The organism is Legionella pneumophila subsp. fraseri, assembly GCF_000586315.1.
Classification (GTDB): Bacteria; Pseudomonadota; Gammaproteobacteria; order Legionellales; family Legionellaceae; genus Legionella; species Legionella pneumophila_B.
The window spans coordinates 1-25,031 of record NZ_JFIM01000029.1; the positions used below are offsets into that span (position 1 = coordinate 1).

Here is a 25,031-nt window from a genome sequence, read left to right on the forward strand (position 1 = left end):
AATGCCGCCGGAATTGGTGATCATTTCGCTCCGGAATACACAGATGAATTGTTAACATACCCTTCAATATGTCAATTCAGCATTTGTGAGTATTCTTTCAACTATGGAATTAACGTGCTAAGATAAATCATTTAATATAATTAGCGTCCGACATTTCATGACTGTGCAAAAATACTTCCCCTGGTTTAATGAGGCATGGCAATCTTACTCACTTTGCCGCTCTTCGCTATGGTGGCCTTTAAGCTATCTTCTATTAACACCACTTGCCGTCTTTATTGTTTTTGGATTAATTATCCCATTAGGGTTAAATAAGTTAGGTTGGATTAGTTTTGACCATGCGTTGATTAATTATCCTTATCTTTTGCTAATAGCAGGGCTACTTTATTTTGCTCTTTTCCCTTTTCTTGATGGACTATACCAGATGATTAAAGCCCATCTGGATGGCAAGCCTATCAATATGAATACAGAGGATATCGATTTTATTAACCCTGGTACTTCCAAAGTAATGGGCATGTCTATGGGCCCCATTTTATTGACTATTATTATCATGGAGATCGCTGGCTCTTTCTTTAAACCTTTCCGAGCATTGGTGATGTTAGCTTATGTATTGGCTATTTTTACGCCTATTTTAAGTGTAAATAATCCTGAATCACCTATGAAAAAGGGACTCGAGTCCTTGCAATTTGCTCTTAATAATAAAAAATTGGTTGCTAAGGTTTGGGGTTTACGTCTTTTGATTCTTCTGTCCTTGATCTTTCCCTGGGTTATTATAGGGATTACTGGTGAGCATGCGATTTTAAAGATTATTACTCTAATAGCAGGATTACCTTTCTTTTTTTATTCTTTAGTTAAATTATTGCCTTTTTACTTCTTTTATCCAGCCTATGTTTATCATCAGGCAAAATATCAAAACAGGCATGGGAATATTTCTCATGGATAACTGGCGCCTTTTCTAATTTTAAAAATTCACTGTCTGATTTTCGGCTTCACCATTTTAAAGAAGATTTATAATAATTAGTAAGAAAGCTTGTCAGGAATGGTGATGTTTGAAATTAACGATCAAAGAAAAAAGGAATATTATACTGCTCTGTTGAGTAAAAATACCTGCTATGAAGGAATTTTTTATGTTGGAGTGAAAACAACAGGTGTTTTTTGCCGACCAACTTGCCCTGCAAGAAAACCAAAATTGGAAAATTGTGAATTTTTTCATACCGCGCAAGAGGCTCTATTAGCCTCTTACAGACCCTGTAGACGTTGCCAACCTCTGTCACATCCAAATCAAGTCTCTGATTTGGTCAAACATTTGGTTGATGCAGTTGAGGCTAATCCTGAAAAAAGATGGAAAGACAGTGATTTTGCAGCCTTATCAGTTGATGTTGCAACAGCAAGGCGCCAATTTAAGAAAAGATTTGGAATGACATTTGTAGCATACGCTCGTGCCAGAAGAATGGGTATGGCAATGAAACAAATCAGAGAAGGTGATTTAGTGATTAATGCGCAAATTGATGCTGGATATCATTCAGGCAGCGGGTTTAGAGATGCTTTTGCGAAGATTATGGGAGCCGCTCCATCTCATTTTAATGAACAGCACAAAGTTCTTAAGGCTTCCTGGTTAGATACACCTTTAGGTCCTATGCTTGCTGTTGCAGATGAAAGCGCTTTATATTTACTTGAATTCGTCGATAGAAGAGGATTGGAAAGAGAGGTTGAAAGGCTGAGAAATAAAACCAAAGCGGTAATTATCCCGGGAGATTCCCCAGTCTTAAAGGCTATACAAAAAGAGTTGGAGCTTTATTTTTCAGGAAAACTAAGACAGTTTAACACGCCGATCCATTTAATTGGCAGCCCTTTTCAAAAAAAGGCATGGCTGGCGTTAATCGATATTCCCTATGGTGAAACAAGAAGTTACCTGCAACAGGCACAAGTAATAGGTAATCCCTCGGCTTACAGAGCGGTGGCTAATGCCAATGGCGCTAATCAGTTAGCTATAGTGGTTCCTTGTCATCGGATTATCAACGCTAATGGCGAACTGGGAGGATATGGAGGTGGTGTAAATCGTAAACATTGGTTACTTGAACATGAAAGAAGACATGATCGAGGTTGCTAAACTAATTTTTCTACGCTCAAAAAGGAGTATAGAATAAACATGTTAACCTACCAGAAGCTGTAGTGATTGATACAATTTATTGTTTCATTCCTGGTTTGCTTATATTCAATAAATCGGTTTGTAAAATCTCAGGTAATTGATGTAAAAAATTCTCGTTCTCTATTAAATAGGCGCAAACTTTTCTCATATTGGAAGACAGACGTATTAAATCTATTGATTGTAACAAAGCTCTGGCTTTGTGGACTTTTCATTACTATAACTAATAAGGTGATGAGCCTCACCAAAATAGGCATGAAACTCTCGAATTTCTTCTTCATTAAAATCTAGGGTATCTTTAATTCGTTCTGCAATTTTAGCAATCTCTCTAACGGTTTCATATTGATACTTATATTGCATTAAAAATAGCAGACCATGATTAATAGCATTTTCCAGCGTATTGTCACCTGAAGCCGCAACGAAATGTTGTGGGATGTCATAGAGCAATTGATAGTCAGTATCATTAAGCATAATACCAGTAATGATAGTTATTTGCTGACCTTCCAGATTTAAGGTTATTTCTTCTTCGTCGCTGTCGCGAAATGATTGGGGTGCGTTTGATGGATAAAATTTGAAGGAATTTTTGATTTTAAATCATTAACAAAGTATCATAATTTGAAATGGTTTTTCAATATTAAATAACATAAAGGATACTGGTGCAGGGAATGAACTATTTGTTAGCTATCAAACAAGACTTGCTCATAACCTCCAATGGCTGGACCATTGCCAGCAATCAGCAATCAGCAATCAGCAATCAGCACTAGATTTTCCCTTATTTTCATCCTTTTTCATTACATTTTATTGTGTTTCTTTCCTTTATTCAGGGTCTTGTTTCATCTCTTTTCTCTACTTAAATCCTATGCTGCACGTTCGTGCATTCATTCCCTTAAGCCAATCGATTGCCGCTGACCGTCTTATTTTTTTACTTAATGACTCGTTTTTACCTTACAAGGAGCGCTTATGAAGTATCGTTTATTTCTTTCTGTAGCAACAGCCGGTGTGTTAGGAAGTACAGCCTTTGCGGGCACTATGGGACTTGTTATTCCCTCCAAAGACTTGACCTGGGTTGGTTCGATAGCCGCGGGCCCCATTTGGGCCAGGAGTGGTGAGACACAGACTTTTTATTTGGCGCCAGAAATTGAAAAGACTTATGCGGCGAGAATTTCCACTAATGCTCTGGCTTCTGGGGAGCTGTTTGTTGGCATACAAAAATCATTGACTTCTCAATGGTTGGGGCAATTGGGATTGGCAGCTGCTACTACTGGCAATGCCAAACTGCAAGGTGTGATATGGGATGATGCCGACCCTCAATTTGATAATTACAGCTACCTTTACAAAGTCCGAAACTCTCGCATAGCAGTAAAAGGCAAGCTGTTGCTTGATAACGGTTATTGGGTTTTACCCTGGGTGAGTGCAAGTCTTGGGGTCGGTTTTAACCGTGCCCATGATTTCACCAACACACCCTTGATTTTTGAAGCCTTACCCAATTCTAATTTTGCAGACCACACAAAAACCGCTTTTACCTACACCTTGGGGGCTGGTGTACAAAAATCGCTCAATGACCATTGGCAAATAGGGGTGGGTTATGAGTTTGCCGATTGGGGGCAAAGTGAACTGGGTCGTGCTCATGCGCAGACCATGAATTCGGGGTTAACCCTTAATCACCTCTACACCAATGGGGTTTTGTTTAATCTGACTTACATCGCATAAGGACAAAGGCCATGCTACGATACAGCAACAACATTTTTTTGAAGAGGATACTGGCTTGCTTGTGCTCAGTGTTCATGATGACAACCGTTTTTGCAGGAACCCCATTGTGGACGTTTGAGCCACTCACGGCCACCACGGTTGCTGTGCCTGCCAATGGTACGGCCATGGTGCAATATCGAGTGACCAATCAATCCAGCAAGCCACACGCCTTAAGTATGCAGCCCATTCGTGGCATTACGCAAATCACCACGGGCCTTAATGTGTGCGGCAATCCTTTTGTGCTCAGAGGCAAGAATTCCTGCATTCTGTCATTGCAGATAAATGGCAGTCAGTTGAACGGTGCGGTTACGGATGGCCCTGTGGTTTGCCAGCAAGGGAACATGAATCAGTGTTATCGACCCAGTAGCACCAATATTTTACGAATCACCCAAGCGTCACCGATAACGGATGCCGTGATTACCGTCACAGGGTCTCCTTTAATACTAACAGTCAATGGTCAAACGGGGCAGCTCACGATTAACAACACGTCAACGCAAGTGGCTGCTACCAACATCACCTCGAATTTCACAGGGACGGCGTTGGATGGCAATGTCACTGAGACAGGGAATACCTGTGCGAATGTGCCACCAGGAGGTAATTGCACACTGACGTACACGCCAGGCAACACGGTAGTACCGCAAACCAATTTTACCATCCAGGGCACCAATACCAATGCACTGACGGCAGCCATTGCCATTCAATCAGGTAGTACGCTAACCAACATCAACCCAAATTCAGGAGCGGCATCGGGGGGAACGGGGTTTACCTTAACAGGGAGTGGTTTAACAGGAGCTACGGGCGTCACCTTTGACGGGATAGCGGCGACGAGTGTTAATGTGGTCAATTCTACGACGGTGACTGGCGTCACACCTGCCCATGCGGCAGGTGTTGTGGATGTCGTGATTAATACACCGGCAGGTGGTGCAACACTGGCTAATGGCTATACTTACGTGGCCACCGCAGTAGGACAACCGGCTTTTGGCGGAACGATTGCTTGCTTGAACACAGGCAATAATCTGATTGCCGCCACTGCGGATAACAGCACAGCTATTCAATGGGGAGGATTTGGGACAGCTGTTGGTGTTGGAGCGCAAAGCGATACCGATGGGGCTGGTAATACGGCAGCCATTGTTGCTGCGCTTGGCAATAATGGCGGCACACCTTATGCGGCACAACTGTGTAATGACTTTGAGGTGGATTCCCAAGGGAACACTCCCTGTCAGACAGGAAACACCTGCTATGACGATTGGTTTTTGCCAGCCGGAAATAATTCGACATCCACAGGTCAACTCAACTGCTTATTTACCAATAGGGCGGCCATTGGCGGTTTTGCCAATGTCACCTACTGGAGTTCTACCGAGTTTTCCGGCGTTCCTACGCTCCTCGCCTGGCTCCAGAACTTCAGCAATGGCAACCAGGGCGTCGTCTTTAAGTTCCTCGATCTTCGGGTTAGGTGCGTTCGGGCTTTTACCCCTTAACCTCTTTATCCCTTTTCTTTTGAGGCAGCGAAGCTCTGAAAAATCCTCTCATTTTTTTAATTCCCCTTTGGCAAATTGTGTAAAAGGGGAATTTTCATTATATTCTACATGAAACAGAGCTATGATACGGTCAAGTTTTCGTATTTTTAAGCATTTCAATCCATTGACTATAAGCTGTTTAGCTAAATAGAGTAAAGAGAGCACTCTATGAGAACGTACCGTATTAGCCTGGAAACGATAGTGTATTTTCTTTTTTTCTGCTGCAAACCCAATCATCCAAAGAATCAGAGTAGCAATGGTAGCAATGAGGATTAAAAGACTCATTTTGTTCTTATCTTTAGTTCTGCTAAATCGCCAACCAAAACCTAAGCGTTCACTTTTATCATCTCGAAAATTTTGTTCAATTTGCATTCTTTTGCTGTACAGTTCCCGTATCAAGAGGGCTACAGTTTCCTCATTTTGTGTGACATCTAATGAGGAGTTTTTATGAAGGTTTGATATTAGTATCCAGGGCTCGGCATACATTTTGGAGTATCTTTTTTCAACATCAGGATATTTGGGTTTGGGGTTTTTACGTCCTTTTTTCTCGCCCCAATATGCAGTAAATAAACCCTGTATTCGTGTTTTAGAATCCTGTCCTAATCTACCAATTCCGAAATGGCGAGTTTCTCCACGTCCAATCAAGGAATGTAATTCTTTTATAGGATTCCATTTTTTATCAGTATCTAGGCGATAGTTAATGGTGCCGCTTACCCGCCCAACAAAATACCAACCCAATTGATTCACTTCATTAAACCAAGGCGTTTTAAAACCAGCATCTGTGATGATAACGACTCGCTTCCCCTCAGGTACAATCGTTTTTAAGTTTATTAGAAATTGGTTGTGTATCACCTCTGTTGCTAAATCTTTCTGAGAATGAATTTCATTATAAATAGGAATTGAGCGTCCATCATGCACCAGGCTTGCTCGTAGCATGTGGATATCTGGACTGCAACAACCTGTCCAATCTACTGCAATTAATAATTCATTTAATTGAGAGAGGATAGGAGTACAGATACTTTTATAAATAGCACCTTGTAAATTATGAACTTTTTTATTGGATAAAAACCGCCAACACATATTTATTTTATTTTTCACTATTGCTTGGCCAGGTAAATTCCTTCCAAGGCTACTCAAACTGAGATGTGCTTGGCCTCCTAACAAGCTTCTAACATGGCTTGTTAGACTTTTTCTTGTCTTTGTATGCATCCAGGAAAGTGATTTAGAAATAAAATTGTGACAAAATACAGCTGCAAGCATGGTTTCTTTTTCTTAATAATTGTGTGGGAACTCTTATTAGATCAAAAGATTCCACCGCTTGCATCTTTTTTTTATGTATCCCAAAAAAATGAGAGGATTTTTCAGAGCGAAGCTGCCTCATGTTTTTAAAAGACGAATGAGTTGGATTTTGTGAATGGCTTTCTATACGGAGTTACCGGTTTACAAAGACAGTTACCAGTTGGTGTTAAAGGTGTTTGAAGAAACCAGGAATTTCCCAAGAGAATACAAATACACACTGGGCCAGGATATGAAGCGTGATGCCCTTCATTTGCTTCGTTGTATTTACCGCGCCAATAAACATCAAAACAGAATAGAGCATTTGGAGGTGTTTTTAGATGAGCTGGAGTTATTGAAACTGGAAATTCGCCTGTGTGTCGAGATGAAGCTGATATCACTTAAAAAACAAGCCCTGTTAAGTGAACTCTTGGCACGCATAGGCAAACAGGTGACCGGCTGGCGTAATGCCAGCCGAAAGCCGGAATCATGAATGTTATGGCATTCATGAGCGAGCATGCTTTTGTTTAAAAGCGATAAAGGGACTGCCTCGGCAGTTGATTCGCGTCAGCACAAGGAGCCTTGTACTGACCAAAACGCCTTTATTTATTGTTTAGGCGGTTTTGCCAATGACAACTACTGGAGTTCTACCGAGTTTTCCGGCAATCCTACGAACAACGCCTGGAACCAGAACTTCAACAATGGCAACCAGAACGACGACAATAAGAACAACAATCTTCGGGTTAGGTGCGTTCGGGGTTTTAAACAAAGCAAAGTCACAATCGGCGCAGGTCTTTAACAAAGCCTGCGCCACTTTACTGGAATGAATAATTGACAGGAAAAGAACAGAACTATATAGAGGACGGCGCGACACTGGAATCCTTGTTTCAGGCCTATTTTGACTGCCGCAAGAACAAACGAAATACCATGAATGCGCTCCGCTTTGAAACGGATTATGAAAGCAATCTTATTACTTTGCGAGACGAACTCAATTCCAGCACCTGGCATCCTGGTCGCTCGATTGCTTTTGTGATTGATAAGCCTGTGAAACGTGAAATCTTTGCCGCTGATTTTCGTGACCGGGTGGTGCATCACTGGTTAATTAATCAATTGAATCCTCTGTTTGAGAAAACCTTTATTTATGACAGCTATGCGAGCCGCAAGGGACGAGGCACGCATCTGGGCATTACACGTGCCGCAAAATTTATACGCAAATGCTCCTTAAATTACCAAAGAGACTGCTACGTGCTAAAACTCGATATCATGAGTTTTTTCATCCGCATTAATCGACGCATTCTCTGGGAAAGACTTTGCTGCTTCATCGAGAGGCATTACAACCAATCCGATAAGAAATTAATCCTGGAAGTGGCCAGAAAAATCGTTGAAAATGAGCCAACAAGCCACTGTTTTATAAAGGGAAAACGGCGTGATTGGAAGGATTTCCCCAAAGACAAGAGTCTTTTTTATGCCAGACCCCACTGCGGACTGCCAATTGGCAATCTCACAAGCCAGGTGTTTGCCAATTTTTATTTAAATCCTTTTGACCATTATATCAAGCACAACTTGGGCGTGCGTTTCTATGGCCGTTACGTCGATGATTTTATTCTGGTGCACGAAGACAAAGCGTTTTTAAAATCACTCATACCCCAAATGGAGCAGTTTTTGCAAGAAGAGCTCGAACTCGAGCTTCATCCGCGCAAACGATACCTGCAGAATTATCGCCAAGGCGTTCCTTTTCTTGGGGTAATGCTCAAACCGCACTGCATCTATGCCGGTCGTCGCATCAAAGGGAATTTTTATGACGCCATCGCAAAGCATAATGAAGTAGCCAAAGACCATAAACCCACCAAAGAGGAGCAAATGGCTTTTTTGTGCTCAATAAATTCGTATCTCGGAATTTTAAGTCATTACCAGACCTATCGCCTACGAAAAGGCATGCTCAAAAAATATTTGTCCATCTGGTGGTGGAATTTGATGTTTTCCAGTAACGGATGCGCCAAATTGGTGGCAAAACAAAGAACAGTACGATAAAGGGGATGTAAGTAAACAATGAGTTTAGATGTAGATGGCTTTGATGAACCGGTCACAGGTGGCAGCGTCACCATTGCAATCAGGAATGACCATCGCCTGATGAAGCTGGCTCAGAAACTTCCTTGGGAGGAGATGCTGAAATTAGTATTGCCCGATTTACAACGTACGGATAGAAAACATTGGTGGATGGGTAGGCCCTTACGCGTACGCATTCATCTTGGTGTTTATATTTTACAACAGATGTTTAACCTCACTGACCGTGTAACAGAACAACAAGTACGAGATAATGCCGCATTTCAATTGTTTTGTGGTTATGGCTTCATCAAGAAATGGCATGCGCCAGACCATACCAAAATCGAGGCGTTTCGTTCTCGATTAAGCCCTGAAACGCAGCGCCGACTTGCTAATTTGATAACGCAACAAGCGGTTAAACTGAATTACGCCAATCCCCAGGTGCTTGATATTGACTCTACTGTGCAAGAAGCAAATATAGCCTATCCCTCAATCGCCAATTTATTGATCAAGGTTGCTGTTCTTGCATCAAAAGTTGGAAAGGGACTGAGTCAATTGTGCTGTGGCGGCATGAAGCGTTACCATGTTGGGCTAAGCAATTTAAAACAAATCGCGCTGTATTATTTTAATTTGAAACGTAAGGATGTTGGTGAGGGTATATTATCCGTGGTGCTTCAGCGGTTATGGCGTGAAACGTATGCCGATATACTCCCTATTTTAAATGATTTATATTTGTTTGGTAATCAATTAGCATCGGGTAAATATTGGGCGCTTCGCCGTGTTGTCGAGACGCTGAGCTGGCGCGAAACTATGTTATTACAGAATGTACATGGCTATCTTTTTGAAGGTATCATCAATACATCGATTTCTTCATTGCATGCTTATGAAGTCGGATGTTTTAACAAAGGTAAATTAAATAAAGGATTGCAGTTTGGCCGCGCCTATCAACTAGGACGTATTGGAGGTAACTTTCTTTTTGTTGGCGAATGCACGTCTACTTATATGCCAGATGCTCAGTCTTTACCGCTGATGCTGAATACTCATGAGCATCTTTTTGGAAAAGAATTACTGGCATCTGTGGCGACAGATAAAGGATATTATTCATTGAGTAACGAACAGCTATTGATTGAAAAAGGCGTCCTTGAAATTCAATTACCCCGTCCTGATAGGACGCTCAATGCGGCTCGTGAAACAACGCCATGGACAATCAGGCAATTATTACATCATCGACGTGCTGGCATCGAGCCTTTGATTGGCCACACGAAACATGGTGGCCAATTGGGCAGAAGCCGTATGAAATCCGATGAAACGGCCAAAAGCGCGGGTTACGCTGCTGTATTTGGATTCAATTTAAGGCAGCTTACTCGTTGTCTTGCAGGCGAGGTACGTCCAAAAGTTGATGCAGTGAATAATATTGCAGCAAATAATGCAAATATTATCGAAAAAATGAGCATACAGTTGGCGTGATTGAGATGGATGGGGTCACTCTGATTTTATCCGGGCGTTAATGCATTAAATTAGGATTTATCGATTATTTTGTGAACAAATCATTTCGCGACAGCGACTTCTTCAGTAGGCTTTTGACCTGAATAGTTATAGATGGTAATTGAGCGGATACCTGAATTTGCAAAAACGTTATGCCAAGGGAAATGTTTGTCAAACAATAAATCGGTGAACTGTGAGTAACGTCTCCCTGTGTCTTCATCATAATAATTTTTCTTAAATAGATTTTGATAATTGTTTAAATAAAAAATGAGATTTTTTCTTTCCGCATTTAATTTATGATTAGTGGCAAAAATACTCATGAATCCAAATATTGTATCGATATCCTGAAGGTACCCAGGAATAAAATAATTATTTTGTAAAAAAACGTTTATTGTTTCTTGTGAAATGGGCTCTTCATCAATTTGACCTAGCAATAAATTTTTAATTCTCTTGTCACTGATTTGCTGCAAAGCTTCTCGGGCTTTTTGAGGAGAGTTAAATAATCCTTCAGTCAATTTTAGTCCTACCTTTCCTGTTCCCAGGCCCATTATGTAGATGTGATCAGCTTGATATCTTGATTTATCGATACGTTTTTCAGGATCTGAAGCTAGAGATGGTTGGTCATAAGTAGCGTATAAATCAATTTCGGCTATAGTGACCGTTGGTGGTTTGTTTTTGCAAAACTCCTGAATAACCAGTTTATAAGAGGTATTCAATGCAATATCAATGATTCCAATAGTATGCTGTAATTGTTTTCGTAATGGTCTATTTTTTTGAATTTCTTGTCGTAAATCCTCATGACCATTAATGGAGTCGTGGATCAAAATTTTGTGTGCGACATTCATGCTTTCCAACTGCTCTTTTATATACACAGATTGAGGATTGCCCGGCTTGTGACTGTTGATAACAATACAAATCAATTCTATCTCTTTTAAAACAGGAGTGTTATTAAAAAAAGACACAAAATCGAGTAAATGCCTGAAATCACCAATTCCGTCGTGATGCACATAATTAACCAAAGTAAGGCTAGAGTGTGCTTGCTGAGAAAAGAAGGTTTTATCGTGTGCCATTATTCTGAATAAATAGTAATCATAATAATAAATATAGACAATACTAGTCAGCTAATTCAAAACCTTTTAATCCTGTGCTTGAGAGTTTTAGTTATGAAATCTGAAGTGTTCTTTGATTATTTTGCCCCAAGCATGGGGGTAATGTTGCAGTATCAATCTGCTGTTTAAATTTAAGTGTAGTAAAAAAGTCTGCCTAATTAATAGCGATTATTTCTAAGTACTCATTCCGGTACTAAAAGTATAATCCCCATTTCCTTCATAAATTTGTTTGGTTTTTTCGGATAAAGCGTTATTGAATGCAATAAGCGATGAAGTTTTACCTTCTTGAGCCTGGAATATCCACGATTTACGTGGTTTGGCTGCTTCAAAGATAAATGCCTGATAATTTTCCTGTGAAGGATCATTTAAAAAATTTAATCGTAAGCGTGCTAAGGCCTCGGACTTTTCTTTTGTATTATTGTAATTCCAGCTTGAATTGATTTTTTTGATGGATTGTTCCATAGCAAAAAGCACATTACTGTAAGAGTGTTTGTGAATCGATTCATCAAGTATGTTAAATAGTTCTAATCGAATACATTCATTTGGGATAACGGATATCTTTTCTTGCAATATTTTCAGGTTGTTATATACAACAAGATCATTAAGTGTGGTATTGCCTGAGGTAATATGCTCCATAATAAGCTTTAATGCTTCTGGGGCTGATTCTCCCCGAAGTATGGCAGTGAGTACGATAGAAGCTTTTCTTCTATCTTTAAGAAAATCATCGATAAGCGCAGGCTGTCTACCAGTTGATAACCAGCGCAATCGGCTATCACGCAGATACTCCAAATCTCCGACTAAAGCACGTGCTATTTTTTGAGAATTGGGTCCATCAGGGTTTTCAACAGATAAAAGCTCATTCAATAAACTGTCTTCTTTGTCTCTTATAAAAGAAAAACAGGCATACAGTATTTCTAATCCAGCGTTGGGATCGGATTTCAATATAATTTTACGCTGGGTATAATGGCTAATCAAACCTAATCCAAATAAGCCACCGCCTTCCTCAGTGTATTCACGGTTTAAGAAATCCCTAAAGAAATATCGATTAACTCCACATGCTTTATGTGCGTATTGCAAAGCGCGTAGGTTATCTCCATAGGCATCAGCAGGATATCCATCCATTGTTCGAATATAAGATCTAAAAAGATGATCAAAAACTTCCCTGGGATCTTGTTTTTTTATTTCTTCAACAGGTTGATCAGATGGCAATGTAAGATGAGATAAGGCACGTTGAGCTGCACAACCTCCATTGTAATGATCATAGAGTGTGGCATCTATGACATCTCCAGAAAGATCAATTTTTAATGGGCGGTTATCTACGTAATCAAAATAAAGATTTGTTTGTTTCTCTATTAATAATTTTGCTTGTTGCGGTGTCATCTCTCTCTGTAAATAGCTAAAACCACCTGCAAGCCCACCATGAGCGCCATTATATAACGCGGCTAGTATGTCTGCTTTATCCACGCCTCGGATATTTATTTTCATGGAGTAACCTATATAAACTTAATAAATATACAAAATGGTTAAATTATAATCTATAGATAATGAGTAAATCAAGTGAAAAAGATATTCTGTCAATGAATTAAACTTAAGTATTTAGTGCTCAGTGGGCAAGGAAGGGCATTGAAATAGCCCACGATAGATGGTTTTAGATGAGGTTGGCGGAGGAGATTTTCCTCTTCGTAAAGCCTAAAATATCTTTGGCTCGTTGGAGGAAAATCATTTGCCTGCCTTCCGAATTTAGTTTATTAGTAAAAGTATTAAGCAATTCATCAAAAATTTTGCAGTGAATTACTGCTAGATTGTTTTTTGCAATATGTGCTCATGTTCCAGTTCTTCTTTCTCAGATTTTGAAGAAAAAAACCTGTTACGCACAAATTGATAGGATGATTGTGTTATTTTGCTGGTTAATACACTGGCTCCAATAGAACTTGCCATCACAAGGGAGGTATTAAGCAAATTAAAAGGTGAGCTTAATAGCCCCCAAGCTACGACTGAACTTGTTGTGAGATAATTAACATTCATTTTATCAAAGCCTAACTGCTCTGTCAGCAAAAGTGTGCTTATCGGTAATCCCAAAGCGATTCCTGGTGAAGTACCAATAGCAATTAAAGTTAAAGCTCGAATGCCTTGAGAAATCCAATTTATCTGTTGCTGTGAATAATGATGATTTTTTAGATAGTCATTTATTATTTCATCAGTGAGAGTGAGAAGGAACGAGACAAAAATGCCTTGTTTTGCAGCCTCCATCATCATTTGATATAACTCATCCGGAATAAACCCACTCCAATCACCGGAACGATTTTCCTCTTTTTCCAAGTGTCCAGGAGCTCTATTTGCAAATTGTGTTTCGGTTTTAACAGTTTCTTCTGAAACTTTAAATGCTTGTTCGTAGATCTCTGAGTTTATGGGGGTTGTTTTGAAATGCAATGAATCAGGCCTTGTATAACCTTGAGCTGGGGCATAGGGGTTATTTAAAGAGCATTGCTCTGCTGTACAAAAGTAGCTTTGGGTTTCAGGAAGAGCCAAACTATTTGTTTGAGGGACAAATACCGTTTTTTGGTTTTCTTCTTGTTCTTCCTCTTTATTAATCAGCAAATGATTATCTCTTTTAGTGTACATCACTTTCTCCAAAATCAAGATGGGGTTATGAATTGACAGCTTTATCTCTTTCTCTATTTTTTACAGAGTGTTTGATGCTGGCCAGTACTTCTTCTGCTGCGCGTATCCCTGATAGATAAGCGCCATGCACAGTACTGGGATCTGTGGTTGAGGTAGCTTCTCCAGCAAAATAGAGACGCTTAGCTACAGGTTGGGCTAGAGTGCCAATAACACTCTTATCAACGTTTACCGGCAAGTAGGAATAACTGCCACGTGTGAATGGATCACTGCCCCAATGAGTTTTTTTATTTTTAATTGGTTTCGGGATGTTGTTTCCATAAATTCGTCTTAAATGCTGCATCACCCACTCTGTTAAATGTTCTTTTTCCATATCACGTGCCAGTTTGCCACTGGTAAATACGATGAGTACAGGTTTTTTTGTGTATTTGTAATAATTAAAGATATTGAATGCTTCTTGTTTATCTTGAGGCAGCATGCCAATCCATTCGCTGTCTTTATCCCAAAAAACCTTGTCAAATAATAAATACAATTTCTCATAACTTCCCATCCCTAACTTGGATATCGCGGTGCGCTTATCCATAGGTAAGTCGGGATGAAATTTGATTGTATTGGCTTTGAGTACGCCTAATGGTACGGTAATAATGACTTGATTGGCATGGTACTTATCATGTTGCGTGATGATATCGACACCATCAGGCCCGTAATTAATTTGGCTAACTATTTGGTTTAAATGAATAGGAACATGCTGCGTGAATTGGCGGAAGAGTTGGAAATAGCCTTCAGGTACAAGGGCATTTTTTCCAGAAGCGAGGGATGCCTCAGATACTGAATGGACGTTGCGTGATAATTTAGTCAAATTATCAGCAAATTCGTAAGTATAGATGTTTTCCAAGGCATAACTCAGTAAGGCAAGTTGCTCCGAGGTAAGTTCTTTTTGTTTTGCAAAGGTGTTGAGGTTTTGCGCAAAAGAGATCATTTCACTGCGAGTTTGGCAATATCTTAAGAAATCCCTGGTCAAACTTGAAAACAAACTCCGTGTCTGTTTTGATACCGGCTTCCCTTCGCTGTCGTATAAAGCATAATTGGTCAACATCGCTACTGGATCAGAGTTACTGTAGCTATTGATAATAATCGATTGTTTGCCAATCAATGGCATTAATGGATTATTTTCAATGGCATGAATCCAGGATGCTCCCAAATCAGTAGCGAAACCCCAATCATAGCTGGTATATACTCTGCCTCCAAGGCGGTTTTTTGCTTCAATAATCAGTACTTTTTGCTGTGCCTTATGTAAATGATGCGCTGCGGTTAATCCGGATACCCCAGCACCGATAATTATTGTGTCATAATGATGAGTTGCCCAAGACAATTTTATAATGAAGAGTAATGCAATGACGCAGATAATTTGTTTCTTTGCTAAAGGCAAACTGGCAAATTTTATTTTTGATTCATAGGGAGTTTTTTGTTTGCATAATTTTTTGATGCAAATAAACTGTAATAATTCGGTTTGCATGTCTTTTATTCCTACATCGCCATTTTAATTTATGATCTTGGCTGGACAAATTGATTTATCCAGTCAAGCAGTGTATCTAACCTGAACTAATTAAAGTTTTGTGTTTGCTTGGCTGCATGCGAGTTCAGAAGATTGATTTATGATGATCAAGTCGAGAAAAAACGTCTGGTATGACACGGTAAATCCTTGTTGTTGAATTGGTGAATATTAAAAAAAGTATCAATATTTGTAAATAATAATCAGTGTAGCAATTAACTTGTCTTCATGAAGTGTCCAGTTATTTGGTTTTTATCTAAAAAATGATGTCTAGGCAGGATGAATTAATTTTGTTGATATATAATTAATGTAATTCTCGGATTTTTTTAATTTTAGAGCATAGCAGCCAAGAGTATAGAGTTCATGAAAAATAATAAATCCTCATGGTTAAAGTGGGTATCAGAAATTCAGGCTATTGCACAAAATGGCTTAACTTACTGTGGAAATGAATTTGACAGGGAAAGATATATAAGGCTCAGAGAAATCGCTGCTGAAATTGCTGCTTTGAATTCGCAGGGCTCTTTTCAGCAGATTAATGAAACCTTCTCAATAGAAAGAGGTTATGCAACTCCCAAGTTAGATGTTCGGGCATTTATTCTCAAAGAGAATAAACTATTATTAGTCCAGGAAAGAGCGGATTCTCTATGGACGCTTCCTGGAGGGTGGGTGGATATCAATGAATCACCCTCTGAGCCTGTTATAAGAGAAACAAACGAAGAAACCGGGTTTGATGTATCAGTGATCAGGTTATTGGCTCTTTGGGATAAACAAAAACATGATCATCCAACGCAATGGCCACATGCATATAAATTCTTTTTTCACTGTGAAATCATATCAGGGGAAGCAAAAGAAAACTTGGAAATTTCTAAAATTGATTTTTTCGAGGTCAGCAAGTTACCCCAATTATCAACTCATCGTGTTACAAACAACCAACTTGAGAGATTATATGAAATAATCTTTTCTTCGGAAAAAACTTTGTTTGATTAATTAATCAAGGAGTTTTCCTGTGCTGGTGATAGGATTCTATATGAATAAATGTGAGAGAAAAAATGCGTATAGCTGTGTCAGGAACACATTCAGTCGGTAAAAGTACTTTTGTTTGGGATTTTATAAAAGCGCACCCTGATTATATCAGAGAGGAAGAACCTTATCGGGCATTGCGTGCTAATTACAATATTAAATTTGGTAAGGATTCAACTCGGTTTTGTAACGGGATTCAGCTTTACCAAAACATCAGCAGGGTCAAACAGTATCCTAATTCCTCCAGTAAAGTCATATTTGATCGCTCGCCCGTTGATTATATTGCTTATTCCTTATATACCGAAAATTACCATAAAACGGACTTGGATATGGCATTTGTGGAAAGTTTAATTGAACCTGTAAAAGAATCATTGGAATTTATTGATCTTTTAATATTTGTTTCTATCAATGAAAAGCACCTTGTAGAAATTGAAGATGATGGTATTCGTCCACTTGATGAATCATATCGTTCTGAAGTAGATGCTTTTTTTAAACAAATCTATTTTGAAAATAGATATCAAATCATGCCAATAAAGAATACTCCCAAGCTTGTTGAGTTGTGGGGATCACGAGAAGAGCGAGTAGAAAAGATTTCTCAACTATTAAAATAGCTATAAAGTGGAAAATGTTATAGCTATTCTTCAGATTGTGTCCCTTGTCTCTCAGTTATTCATTATAAATTTATTTTAATGTTTGCTTTTTTAAAGATTGTTATGTACTGTAAAAAGACAGTATATGTTCTGACTTAGGCAGGGAGTTCGTTTTGAATATCTTCTGGATTGTAAGCTTCCACTAAGTAGGTTTAAGTGTCTTTATGGAAAAACAGACTCTTGATGCTTTGAGCAAGTACTGCGGTGACATAATGGCTATTAAGGGAGAAGACCATGATGAGAATGTTTAGTACTCGTAGAAACCCTTCCGCAATAATGCGCAAAGATCTTTCTTTAACTTCCCGTCCCTCACTTCAGATACCTCTGCTTAAGAGTACTGTTAACCCTCAAAGCACTTTGAAAAACAAAGAGTTATCAGAACGTAAATATACTGAAACATTACCGGATTCAAGGTTTTTTTCAAAATTAAAATTGGCAGAACAGGATCAATTTAGCCACAGAAAACGTAAGCGATTTAATTATCAAAAGAATTTTAGTGCGGCACTTTCTTTGCCTTACTCAAGAAAAGAGTTAGATGTAAATCGGGATGAAGAAGATACACTGCTGTCAATGGTGAAACAGTATGTCATTGAACATGCTAATCGTCGTGTTGACTTATTTTTTTATACATTGATAGCTTATTATAATACAGAAATCTTTCCAACGAATGGTTATACCGACCTTCAACATGGTAGGGGGCGTAATACCAACAGAGGCAGAAGTGTTACTGAGGCCTGCCATAGCAGTCTTATTCCATCACTACTTGATAGTACTATCTATCAAAATAAGGGAAGATTAAAACATAAAAGTCTTCTTTCCGGAACTCACTTTCTGGACAGTTTAAATGCCACAGTAGAATTACCTCCCTTTGTGAATGATTTTGATGATATCCTGGAAAAGACTTGCAGGAAAAAATGCCTGAAAATCTTGCATGAAGTATCGCTTGGAAGAATCAATCCAATGGAAGGTTTAACTCTTTTCCTAAAAATGATGCAGGATGTTTTAAAAAAATTTAAACAGGAAGCAGAAAGTGAAAGTCAATCGGTACTATTGCAGAATTCATTGATAAGAAAAAAACTCATAAGCCCGAACCTGATTGATTTGGTTATTGATGGCACATTATTAACCACATTTTCGGAGAGCACACAGAGCGTTTCAGATGATTACATTCAACTGTTACTTAGAATGACATCAGAAGAAAAAACGTTTTGCGAAACGGATGAAAAGGGCAAAGTCAAATTGTATTTGGCAAAAATAATGGAAATACAAAATGAGATTTTGACATCGAAAAATGGTGAGTTTGTTCCTCGATATTAAGATGGAATATTTAAATTTTCATTTGAAATTTGATGCCAGGTGAACTCTTGTTTTAACAGATATTCACCTGCCAACTAGTGATTTCTGGCTGTGCTATAATTTAAAAACTTCTTATTTAATAAGGGATTAACATGTGCTCAATTGGAGAGTATTTGGCAAAGCGGCTGGAGGAATTAAATATTTCTGAATATTTTGCTATACCGGGTGATTACAATCTTATTTTACTCGATGAGGTTCTGAAAAACGAAAAAATAAAAATGATTAATTGCTGTAACGAGTTGAATGCAGGATACGCTGCTGATGGCTATGCCCGGGTAAAAGGGGTCTCCGCTTTATTCGTTACTTATAGTGTTGGTGGACTTAGTGTTGTTAATGCGGTTGCAGGAGCATATGCTGAGAATCTCCCTATTTTGGTTATATCGGGTGGCCCAAATACTAATTCCATACAGGATGCTGAAATTCTTCATCACACGCTGGCGACTGAAGATAATTTGTATGTAAGGGACATTTTTTCTCGAATTACTGCCCATGTCGTTTGTATTCGAAAGCCAGAGCAGGCTGCCATGCAGATAGACGAGGCTATAGCAATCGCAATCTCTAAAAAAAAGCCGGTCTATATTGAAATAGCGTGTAATATTGCTAACTATCCTATCTCCAAGCCTACTCAACGCGCATTCAACACCTATAAAATTAGTGACAGTTCGTCTCTGGCTGCAGCAGTAGAGCATGCTGCTGAAAAATTAAACTCCGCTCTAAAGCCCAGCTTGATTGTAGGTAGTAAGGTTAGGCATTGTAATGCAATCAATTCTGTCAGCGAGTTGGCAAAGTGTACTGGATATGCTATGGCGGCTATGCCCGATGCGAAAGGATTTATCTCAGAACAGCATCCTAACTTTATAGGTATCTATTGGGGACCAGTCAGCTCTTCTGGGTGCGCCGAAATTATCGATTCCAGTGATGCCTATCTGCTTATTGGGCCTAATGAGAATGACTATACTACAGTTGGGTATGTATGGGGAATCAACCCCCACAAATCAATAAAGACCACTAAGGGAGGGGTTATTATTGGTGAAACAGTTTATACCAATATCTTCATGAATGATTTTCTCAGAGAATTAAGTAAAAAATTAAAATTTAATGATGCTTCATACAAAGCTTATAAACGAATTGCTGAAGAAACTGTCGTTTATCCAGAGTTAGATCAACCAGACGCTCCATTAAGCAGCCGTTATTTGTTTGGCCAAATTCAGAAAATGCTTTCTGACAAAAAAGCTTTGTTGGCTGAAACAGGGGACTCCTGGTTTAATTGTATGCGCCTGTCTTTGCCTGAAGGTTGTCCTTTTGAAATTCAAATGCAGTATGGCTCTATTGGTTGGTCGGTAGGTGCTTTGTTAGGTATGCAAGCTGCTTTGCACAATCAAAAAAGAGTGATTGCCTGCATAGGAGATGGTTCATTTCAAATGACCGCCCAGGAAATATCAACCATGATACGTTATGGGTATAAACCCATTATCTTTTTAATGAATAATGCTTGTTACACTATTGAAGTACAAATTCATGATGGTCCTTACAATGTGATTAATAATTGGCGTTATGCTGAATTGGTTAATGTATTCCGTGGGGAACAAAGTAATGCAAAATCTTTTGTAGTTAAAACTAACAAGGAATTACTCACTGCAATTAAACAGGCAGAAAAAACAGATGCGCTTTGTTTTATTGAAGTGTTCCTGGACAAGGATGATTGCAATAAAAACTTGTTGGAATGGGGCTCCCGAGTGGCAAATTATAATAGCCGTCCCCCACGAAGATAGATTATTGGGTAGGGGTTATAAAAGAATCTCCTACCCTGATATTAATGATTATCCAGACGTGTTTTTATTTGTAGCCCAGTTCTATTGAGAAGGCGATGGCCAGTTTTGCAAAATTAGCTATATGTTCCAGATTCAAAAAATCCATTGTATCTGAAGAGCTGCCGATATAGGGGTTAAGGTTTTTAAAATCAGATTCAACTGCATAAGTTGTTGGTATGCTTTCCTGATTCCAGGAAATATGATCACCACATTCATAATGACACCGCGAAAAATCAACTGGTGTATGAATGTAATTTTTTATTAATTTTGCAATATATTGGTTCAGATCATGGTTTGTATTATCGGTAAATACCCACATGGTTGAATCATCTGAGGTAGCGCGAAATCCTGTTTTGTTGAGTTGCAGTACCGCTTTAACAGGAATAGATTTTTCTTGAAAATATTGGACTATATATTGAGACCCCGCCAAATTTCTGTCACTGGCAGCATACCAGATAATATAAATCGGATGCTTGAATTTCAATTTGGAGGCTAACAAAATACGAGTGCTTTCCATAATGGCAGCAGCACCACTACCTTCATCAGCACCAGGCATGTGCCCATCTAAAGTATCCATGGGCGCGCCAATGACTATAGCAGGTGTTTTCAGCTCCTTACCAATGACTGTCACCAGAGAGGGTTGTTTATACCAACCGGCTTTCACAAAAAATGTGGCAGTGTCGCTGCGATTGTACTCCATTATCATTGCATCAACCTGAGACTTTAACCAATTCGCTGCAGCCAATCCGGTGTCCTTGGTTGCAGAACGATTACTATAGGATGTCAAGTGATTTAATGTTTGCCAAATCTTGTCAGCAACTACTTCTTTTATTATGGCATTGACTTCTTTTTGGTGTTTTATCTCATAGATGGTTTTATTTTCTTGAGATTTTTTAAGGGCTTTTAATGCGCTGTTTTGCAGAATGTTTTCCGCTGATTTTCTTTTGGCGGTCAACAGGGTATCAGAGAACTTATCCGTTACGTCGATAAAATCACCACAATTCACTTGTTCTGCTAAAAGAGTTACATTCTCAATATCGCTGCTAGGCAGATCAATGATTTTGAATTGCTCATTTTCAGCCAGGACATCATGCGCAGTCGTCATTTTTGCAGCAAGGCATTGAGGTACTTGTAATTGAGCATGAACTGGATGTGGTGTTCCGAAAATGGAATTACTCACTAATACAATATTTGCAGTAATCCACGTCAAATATTTAAGCATTTACACTCCTAAACAACTGTAGAATCCGTATCGATTCATGGGCAAAACACATTATTTTAAGTATTAAAAAATAATTTTGGAGAGTTCGTTATTTTTTCTTCCCATTGTAAATGACTAATTTACTTGTCATGTGTTTTATCTCCAAAATACTGTGGGCAAATATACTACAAAATTGGCAAAATTAACACCTTTATTCTTGAAAAGTTTCTCAGTTTTCAGTTGGGGAATATGGGGTTTATTTTATCTCATGAGGTAATGATGAGCTTGTTTGTTAGTTTTATTTTCATCCTGAATAAGTTTACACTAAAATCAATGTAATAATTGAATTGATATTCTTGATTAATAATCATTTTAAGTTTATCTATAGAAAGAATAACTTTAATCAAATCAATAATAGAGATAATAGTGGGTCATTCCATTATCAATAAAAATCGAAGTATAAAAATAATTCTGATGATATTTTTTGGAATAGTTACCTTTGCCAAGGTTTATGCCTATTCCCCAGATACCAGCAATCCAATACAGATAAATCGTTCTTCAGGTGAAATGAACTCCAGGCATCGTGGAGAGGTCATTGTACTAATTCATGGTTTAATGCGTACCTACGTGAGTATGAAACCATTAAAATCCTATCTGGAAGCTCAGGGATATCAGGTCTATTTGTATAAATACCCTTCCGCCAGATACAATATTCAAGAGCATGGAGCGTATTTAAATCAATTTATTGCATCAATACTTGAGAATAATCCGGCAATAAAAATTCATTTTGTTACTCATAGTCTTGGTGGCATTATTGTAAGGGAAGCGTTATCCAAATTGTCTCAGAAACAATTAAAACACGTAGGTTATCTCATTATGTTGGCTCCTCCTAATCAAGGCTCTAAGCTGGCAAAGTTATCCATTAAATTATTTCCGATGATTCCCTACTTCATAAAACCTTTGGCTGAATTAAGTTCCGAGCAAACATCCTATGTGCACCGTGTTCCTGTACCTGATATCAAAATGGGGATAATCGCTGGGCGGTTTGATGCCAAAGTTCCGCCAGACTACGCTCGTTTGCAGGGACAAACAGAGCAAGTCATTATTAACAATACTCATACTTTTATTATGTATGATTCAAAAGTAAAAAAACTTGTCCTGAGCTTTTTAGAAAAAGGGAAGTTTGAATAGTTTTTTTGGTTTTAGTCAGGGGCTAATATTAGCTTATGGAGTATGCTATCTAGCTTTTGTGATCCAGTTATAAATATTGACATCATAATTAATTATTACTAAATTGTATATATATTAAACAATATGATTAGTAATTAATATGAAAGAATTAATAGCTTTTATTCATGATCTCTATGAGGATCGTACTGGGAAATCTGTAAAATTTGAATCCAACAGGAGAGATCTTATTGTATCTCCTTTGATGAGTAAAGACGATGCCCAGGAATTATTTAAATCATTAAAACAAATACTCCCTGAAAAGGCACGATTAAAGGTACGTGAGTCAAAGCAAGAGCCAGGTCAGTTTCGTGTCGTTCTTTTTGATCCTGAAAAGGTTTTTTCGTTTTATGCCAAGCGTGTTGCAGAATTGTTAAATCGATTTAGACCATTACCGATATCTTCTTCGGAAGAGAAATATTACAAATGGGAATATAATCCCTCATCGAAACTAATAGAATACCGCGTTACTTTTTCTGTTCTTGATCTTGATACGGAAGAGAAAGTTAAAGATACTGAAGAGAAAGGTAAAGAATTAAAAGTGGCAGATCAATATAATAAGAAGCTGCAGTCAATCTATCCTGGACTCACAATTCTTGGAAGTAATTCAGAAGATGGAGGGGATGACAGGTTTTTCCTGGCTTTAAATTATTCGAATTATAAAGCCATGAATAGTCCTCCCAGTTTACGTGATATAGGGATTGAGTTTTTTAGAAAACATCCCGAGCGTTATACAACAGAAGTTGCTAAAAAAATACCAGGAGATATGACTGATGAGTTTACTGACATCGAACCATCTTCTACTAAACCATCTTCAACCGGCAGCTAATTGTTATTGAGCATAGATGCGCAACGGACAGATAGAAACTGGTTTTTTATCTTAATAAATAAACGTGGATTTAATTGTATTATTTCTTTTCTCTCCTCTTATTGCAGCATATTTTGCTGTAAGGGAGATTTATAAAGTAAATTTTTAGCTGCACTTAAGGAATCTCAAGAAGTTTTATGTATTGATCCGAAAGGTAAGATTATTAATGTCGTGCATACTCTATCCATGCCATTCGATTGTGCATTGGGAGGAGCTAATCAAGATATACGATTTATTGCTTCATCTGATCTGAAAAAAGATATTGATACAGGTAAAATTGAGTATATAAAATTAAGGCCTTGATAAGGATATAGGGGGAGAAAATTAAGATACTGTTTCGACATAGGGGAATACTATATTTATTCCTTAGTTCGCTCATAATAAGTGCCGCTAACCCTGTTATAGCAAAACTGATCGCTCTTGGGAATGAGCATTTGGTGAATGGTCGTAATCCGATTTCGTTTTGTAATGTCCTATTTGCCGGAAACCTCATTGCAGTTCTCACTTTGATTTTAATTCATTTTAGAGAGCTAAAAGGACTTCAACCAGAACATTTAACAATGAAAAATTGGTGTTTAATTTTTCTGGCTGCTTTGTTCGCAGGCTTTTTAACGCCTACCTTATTTTTTTTAGGATTAATGTATGCCAATGTGATTAATGTTGTTCTTATTTCCAATTTACAGATTCCTATGACTTTATTAGCCGGCTGGGTTTTTTTGGGAGAAGTGCCTAATATTCGAGTAACCATAGGAGCTTTTTTGGCTACTTTGGGCGTATTTACAATTGTTTTTCTTCAATATTGGTTAGGAGTTTCAGGTAATCCAACTCCTAATCCTGAAATGAAAACAGCTCCTCTTTATGTTCTTCTTAGCTCTGTTCCTCGTTCAGGTGAAATTTGTATTTTTTTGGCAGTAGTTTCCAGTACTGCTTCAACCATTATTGGTTTTCATGCTCTTAGAAGATTACCTCATTATCTATTTAGTATTTTAAAAATGTTATTGGGGCTTGTTTTATTCTTTTTTATAGTGATTTTTATGTTTGGTTGGCATCATTTTGCTGATCTTTTTTCCCCGTTTTTATGGGAGTGGATGCTCTTTTATGGGAGTGTTATTATTGCGTTGCGGTATTATTTCAGCATGCTAGGTATGAAACATGCAACAGTTGCAGAGGTTGCAATCAGTTCATCAATAATACCTCTAATGTCTATTGTTTTTTCCTATTTGATATTAGGTGATGTCCCGGGTATTTCGCAAATCATAGGCGGAAGTTTAATTCTGTTCGGGATATATATTGCTTTAACAGGAAAATTGCAGGCACCCGAGAAAACCAAGGTTTTGGAAAAGCCTTCAGGTTTCTCAGGCGTTTAGAACAACTATTTTTCTATGAATAAAACCTTATTTTTGCTA

General features: G+C 38.3%; 22 protein-coding genes. 15 read left to right on the forward strand and 7 right to left on the reverse strand.

The annotated features are described in order from the left end of the window. Nucleotides 1–157 precede the first annotated feature (157 nt). Both CC34_RS0107450 and CC34_RS0107455 read left to right on the forward strand, forming a co-directional pair. Nucleotides 158–940: a hypothetical protein gene (locus CC34_RS0107450; RefSeq protein ID WP_028378507.1), complete on the forward strand. Its 783-nt coding sequence runs from the start codon at nt 158–160 to the stop codon at nt 938–940. A 102-nt stretch (nt 941–1,042) separates the two neighbouring features. Beyond that, complete coding sequence (locus CC34_RS0107455; RefSeq protein ID WP_028378506.1) at nt 1,043–2,107, forward strand: bifunctional transcriptional activator/DNA repair enzyme AdaA; 1,065 nt, start codon at nt 1,043–1,045, stop codon at nt 2,105–2,107. A 210-nt stretch (nt 2,108–2,317) separates the two neighbouring features. Here CC34_RS0107455 and CC34_RS0107460 read toward each other — a convergent pair whose 3' ends face one another. Beyond that, complete coding sequence (locus CC34_RS0107460) at nt 2,318–2,614, reverse strand: hypothetical protein (protein ID WP_028379327.1); 297 nt, start codon at nt 2,612–2,614, stop codon at nt 2,318–2,320. A gap of 489 nt (nt 2,615–3,103) precedes the next feature. On the opposite strand from CC34_RS0107460, the gene CC34_RS0107470 reads away from it, so the two are divergent. Next, nucleotides 3,104–3,853, forward strand: coding sequence for an outer membrane protein (locus tag CC34_RS0107470; RefSeq protein WP_028379328.1), 750 nt, complete (start codon nt 3,104–3,106; stop codon nt 3,851–3,853). Nucleotides 3,854–3,864: 11 nt separating this feature from the next. Next, nucleotides 3,865–5,370 (forward strand): IPT/TIG domain-containing protein, encoded by a 1,506-nt coding sequence (locus tag CC34_RS0107475; protein ID WP_231957866.1) that lies wholly within the window; start codon nt 3,865–3,867, stop codon nt 5,368–5,370. 48 nt (nt 5,371–5,418) lie between these two features. Here CC34_RS0107475 and CC34_RS01000000116230 read toward each other — a convergent pair whose 3' ends face one another. Further along, nucleotides 5,419–6,618 (reverse strand): IS4 family transposase, encoded by a 1,200-nt coding sequence (locus tag CC34_RS01000000116230; RefSeq protein ID WP_231957867.1) that lies wholly within the window; start codon nt 6,616–6,618, stop codon nt 5,419–5,421. Nucleotides 6,619–6,823: 205 nt separating this feature from the next. Here CC34_RS01000000116230 and CC34_RS0107485 point away from each other — a divergent pair, with 205 nt between their 5' ends. From CC34_RS0107485 to CC34_RS0107500, 4 genes are all read left to right on the forward strand, one after another. After that, entirely contained in the window at nt 6,824–7,177 is a 354-nt protein-coding gene (locus CC34_RS0107485; RefSeq protein WP_028379331.1) for a four helix bundle protein, read from the forward strand. Between the two features lie 24 nt (nt 7,178–7,201). Further along, a complete protein-coding gene (locus CC34_RS0107490) occupies nt 7,202–7,483 on the forward strand; it encodes an Lcl domain-containing protein (RefSeq protein ID WP_028379332.1) in 282 nt (93 codons plus the stop codon). A 128-nt stretch (nt 7,484–7,611) separates the two neighbouring features. Then, nucleotides 7,612–8,715 (forward strand): reverse transcriptase domain-containing protein, encoded by a 1,104-nt coding sequence (locus tag CC34_RS0107495; protein ID WP_231957870.1) that lies wholly within the window; start codon nt 7,612–7,614, stop codon nt 8,713–8,715. Between the two features lie 18 nt (nt 8,716–8,733). Further along, nucleotides 8,734–10,194: a transposase gene (locus CC34_RS0107500; protein ID WP_028379334.1), complete on the forward strand. Its 1,461-nt coding sequence runs from the start codon at nt 8,734–8,736 to the stop codon at nt 10,192–10,194. 80 nt (nt 10,195–10,274) lie between these two features. Here the strand turns inward: CC34_RS0107500 and CC34_RS01000000116235 are convergent, their stop codons facing one another. From CC34_RS01000000116235 to CC34_RS0107520, 4 genes are all read right to left on the reverse strand, one after another. Continuing rightward, the gene (locus tag CC34_RS01000000116235; protein WP_231957868.1) at nt 10,275–11,282 is read right to left on the reverse strand and encodes a hypothetical protein; all 1,008 of its coding nucleotides are present in this window, start codon (nt 11,280–11,282) and stop codon (nt 10,275–10,277) included. Between the two features lie 213 nt (nt 11,283–11,495). Continuing rightward, nucleotides 11,496–12,806 carry a hypothetical protein gene (locus tag CC34_RS0107510; RefSeq protein ID WP_027265764.1) on the reverse strand — a complete coding sequence of 437 codons (1,311 nt, stop codon included), beginning with the start codon at nt 12,804–12,806 and terminating at the stop codon, nt 11,496–11,498. A 312-nt stretch (nt 12,807–13,118) separates the two neighbouring features. Continuing rightward, the gene (locus CC34_RS0107515; protein WP_028379335.1) at nt 13,119–13,943 is read right to left on the reverse strand and encodes a hypothetical protein; all 825 of its coding nucleotides are present in this window, start codon (nt 13,941–13,943) and stop codon (nt 13,119–13,121) included. A gap of 25 nt (nt 13,944–13,968) precedes the next feature. Next, entirely contained in the window at nt 13,969–15,456 is a 1,488-nt protein-coding gene (locus CC34_RS0107520; protein ID WP_028378504.1) for an FAD-dependent oxidoreductase, read from the reverse strand. Between the two features lie 399 nt (nt 15,457–15,855). On the opposite strand from CC34_RS0107520, the gene CC34_RS0107525 reads away from it, so the two are divergent. The 4 genes from CC34_RS0107525 (at nt 15,856) to CC34_RS0107540 (ending at nt 20,290) form a co-directional block, all read left to right on the forward strand. Then, entirely contained in the window at nt 15,856–16,479 is a 624-nt protein-coding gene (locus tag CC34_RS0107525; protein WP_028379336.1) for an NUDIX hydrolase, read from the forward strand. 62 nt (nt 16,480–16,541) lie between these two features. Beyond that, on the forward strand, nt 16,542–17,123 hold the full coding sequence (locus CC34_RS0107530) for an AAA family ATPase (protein ID WP_027221395.1): 582 nt from the start codon (nt 16,542–16,544) through the stop codon (nt 17,121–17,123). Nucleotides 17,124–17,396: 273 nt separating this feature from the next. Next, on the forward strand, nt 17,397–18,479 hold the full coding sequence (locus CC34_RS0107535) for a hypothetical protein (RefSeq protein WP_028378502.1): 1,083 nt from the start codon (nt 17,397–17,399) through the stop codon (nt 18,477–18,479). Nucleotides 18,480–18,610: 131 nt separating this feature from the next. After that, the gene (locus CC34_RS0107540; RefSeq protein WP_028378501.1) at nt 18,611–20,290 is read left to right on the forward strand and encodes a thiamine pyrophosphate-binding protein; all 1,680 of its coding nucleotides are present in this window, start codon (nt 18,611–18,613) and stop codon (nt 20,288–20,290) included. Nucleotides 20,291–20,354: 64 nt separating this feature from the next. Here CC34_RS0107540 and lapA read toward each other — a convergent pair whose 3' ends face one another. Then, nucleotides 20,355–21,551 (reverse strand): aminopeptidase LapA, encoded by a 1,197-nt coding sequence (gene lapA, locus CC34_RS0107545; protein WP_028378500.1) that lies wholly within the window; start codon nt 21,549–21,551, stop codon nt 20,355–20,357. A 405-nt stretch (nt 21,552–21,956) separates the two neighbouring features. Between lapA and CC34_RS0107550 the strand changes: the two genes are divergently transcribed. The 3 genes from CC34_RS0107550 to CC34_RS0107565 all read left to right on the forward strand — a co-directional run bounded on the left by CC34_RS0107550 (nt 21,957) and on the right by CC34_RS0107565 (nt 24,992). Next, nucleotides 21,957–22,721: a lipase family alpha/beta hydrolase gene (locus CC34_RS0107550; RefSeq protein ID WP_027227738.1), complete on the forward strand. Its 765-nt coding sequence runs from the start codon at nt 21,957–21,959 to the stop codon at nt 22,719–22,721. Between the two features lie 139 nt (nt 22,722–22,860). Continuing rightward, the gene (locus CC34_RS0107555) at nt 22,861–23,586 is read left to right on the forward strand and encodes a hypothetical protein (protein WP_027227739.1); all 726 of its coding nucleotides are present in this window, start codon (nt 22,861–22,863) and stop codon (nt 23,584–23,586) included. Between the two features lie 368 nt (nt 23,587–23,954). Further along, nucleotides 23,955–24,992 carry a DMT family transporter gene (locus CC34_RS0107565; protein ID WP_027227740.1) on the forward strand — a complete coding sequence of 346 codons (1,038 nt, stop codon included), beginning with the start codon at nt 23,955–23,957 and terminating at the stop codon, nt 24,990–24,992. Nucleotides 24,993–25,031: the final 39 nt, after the last annotated feature.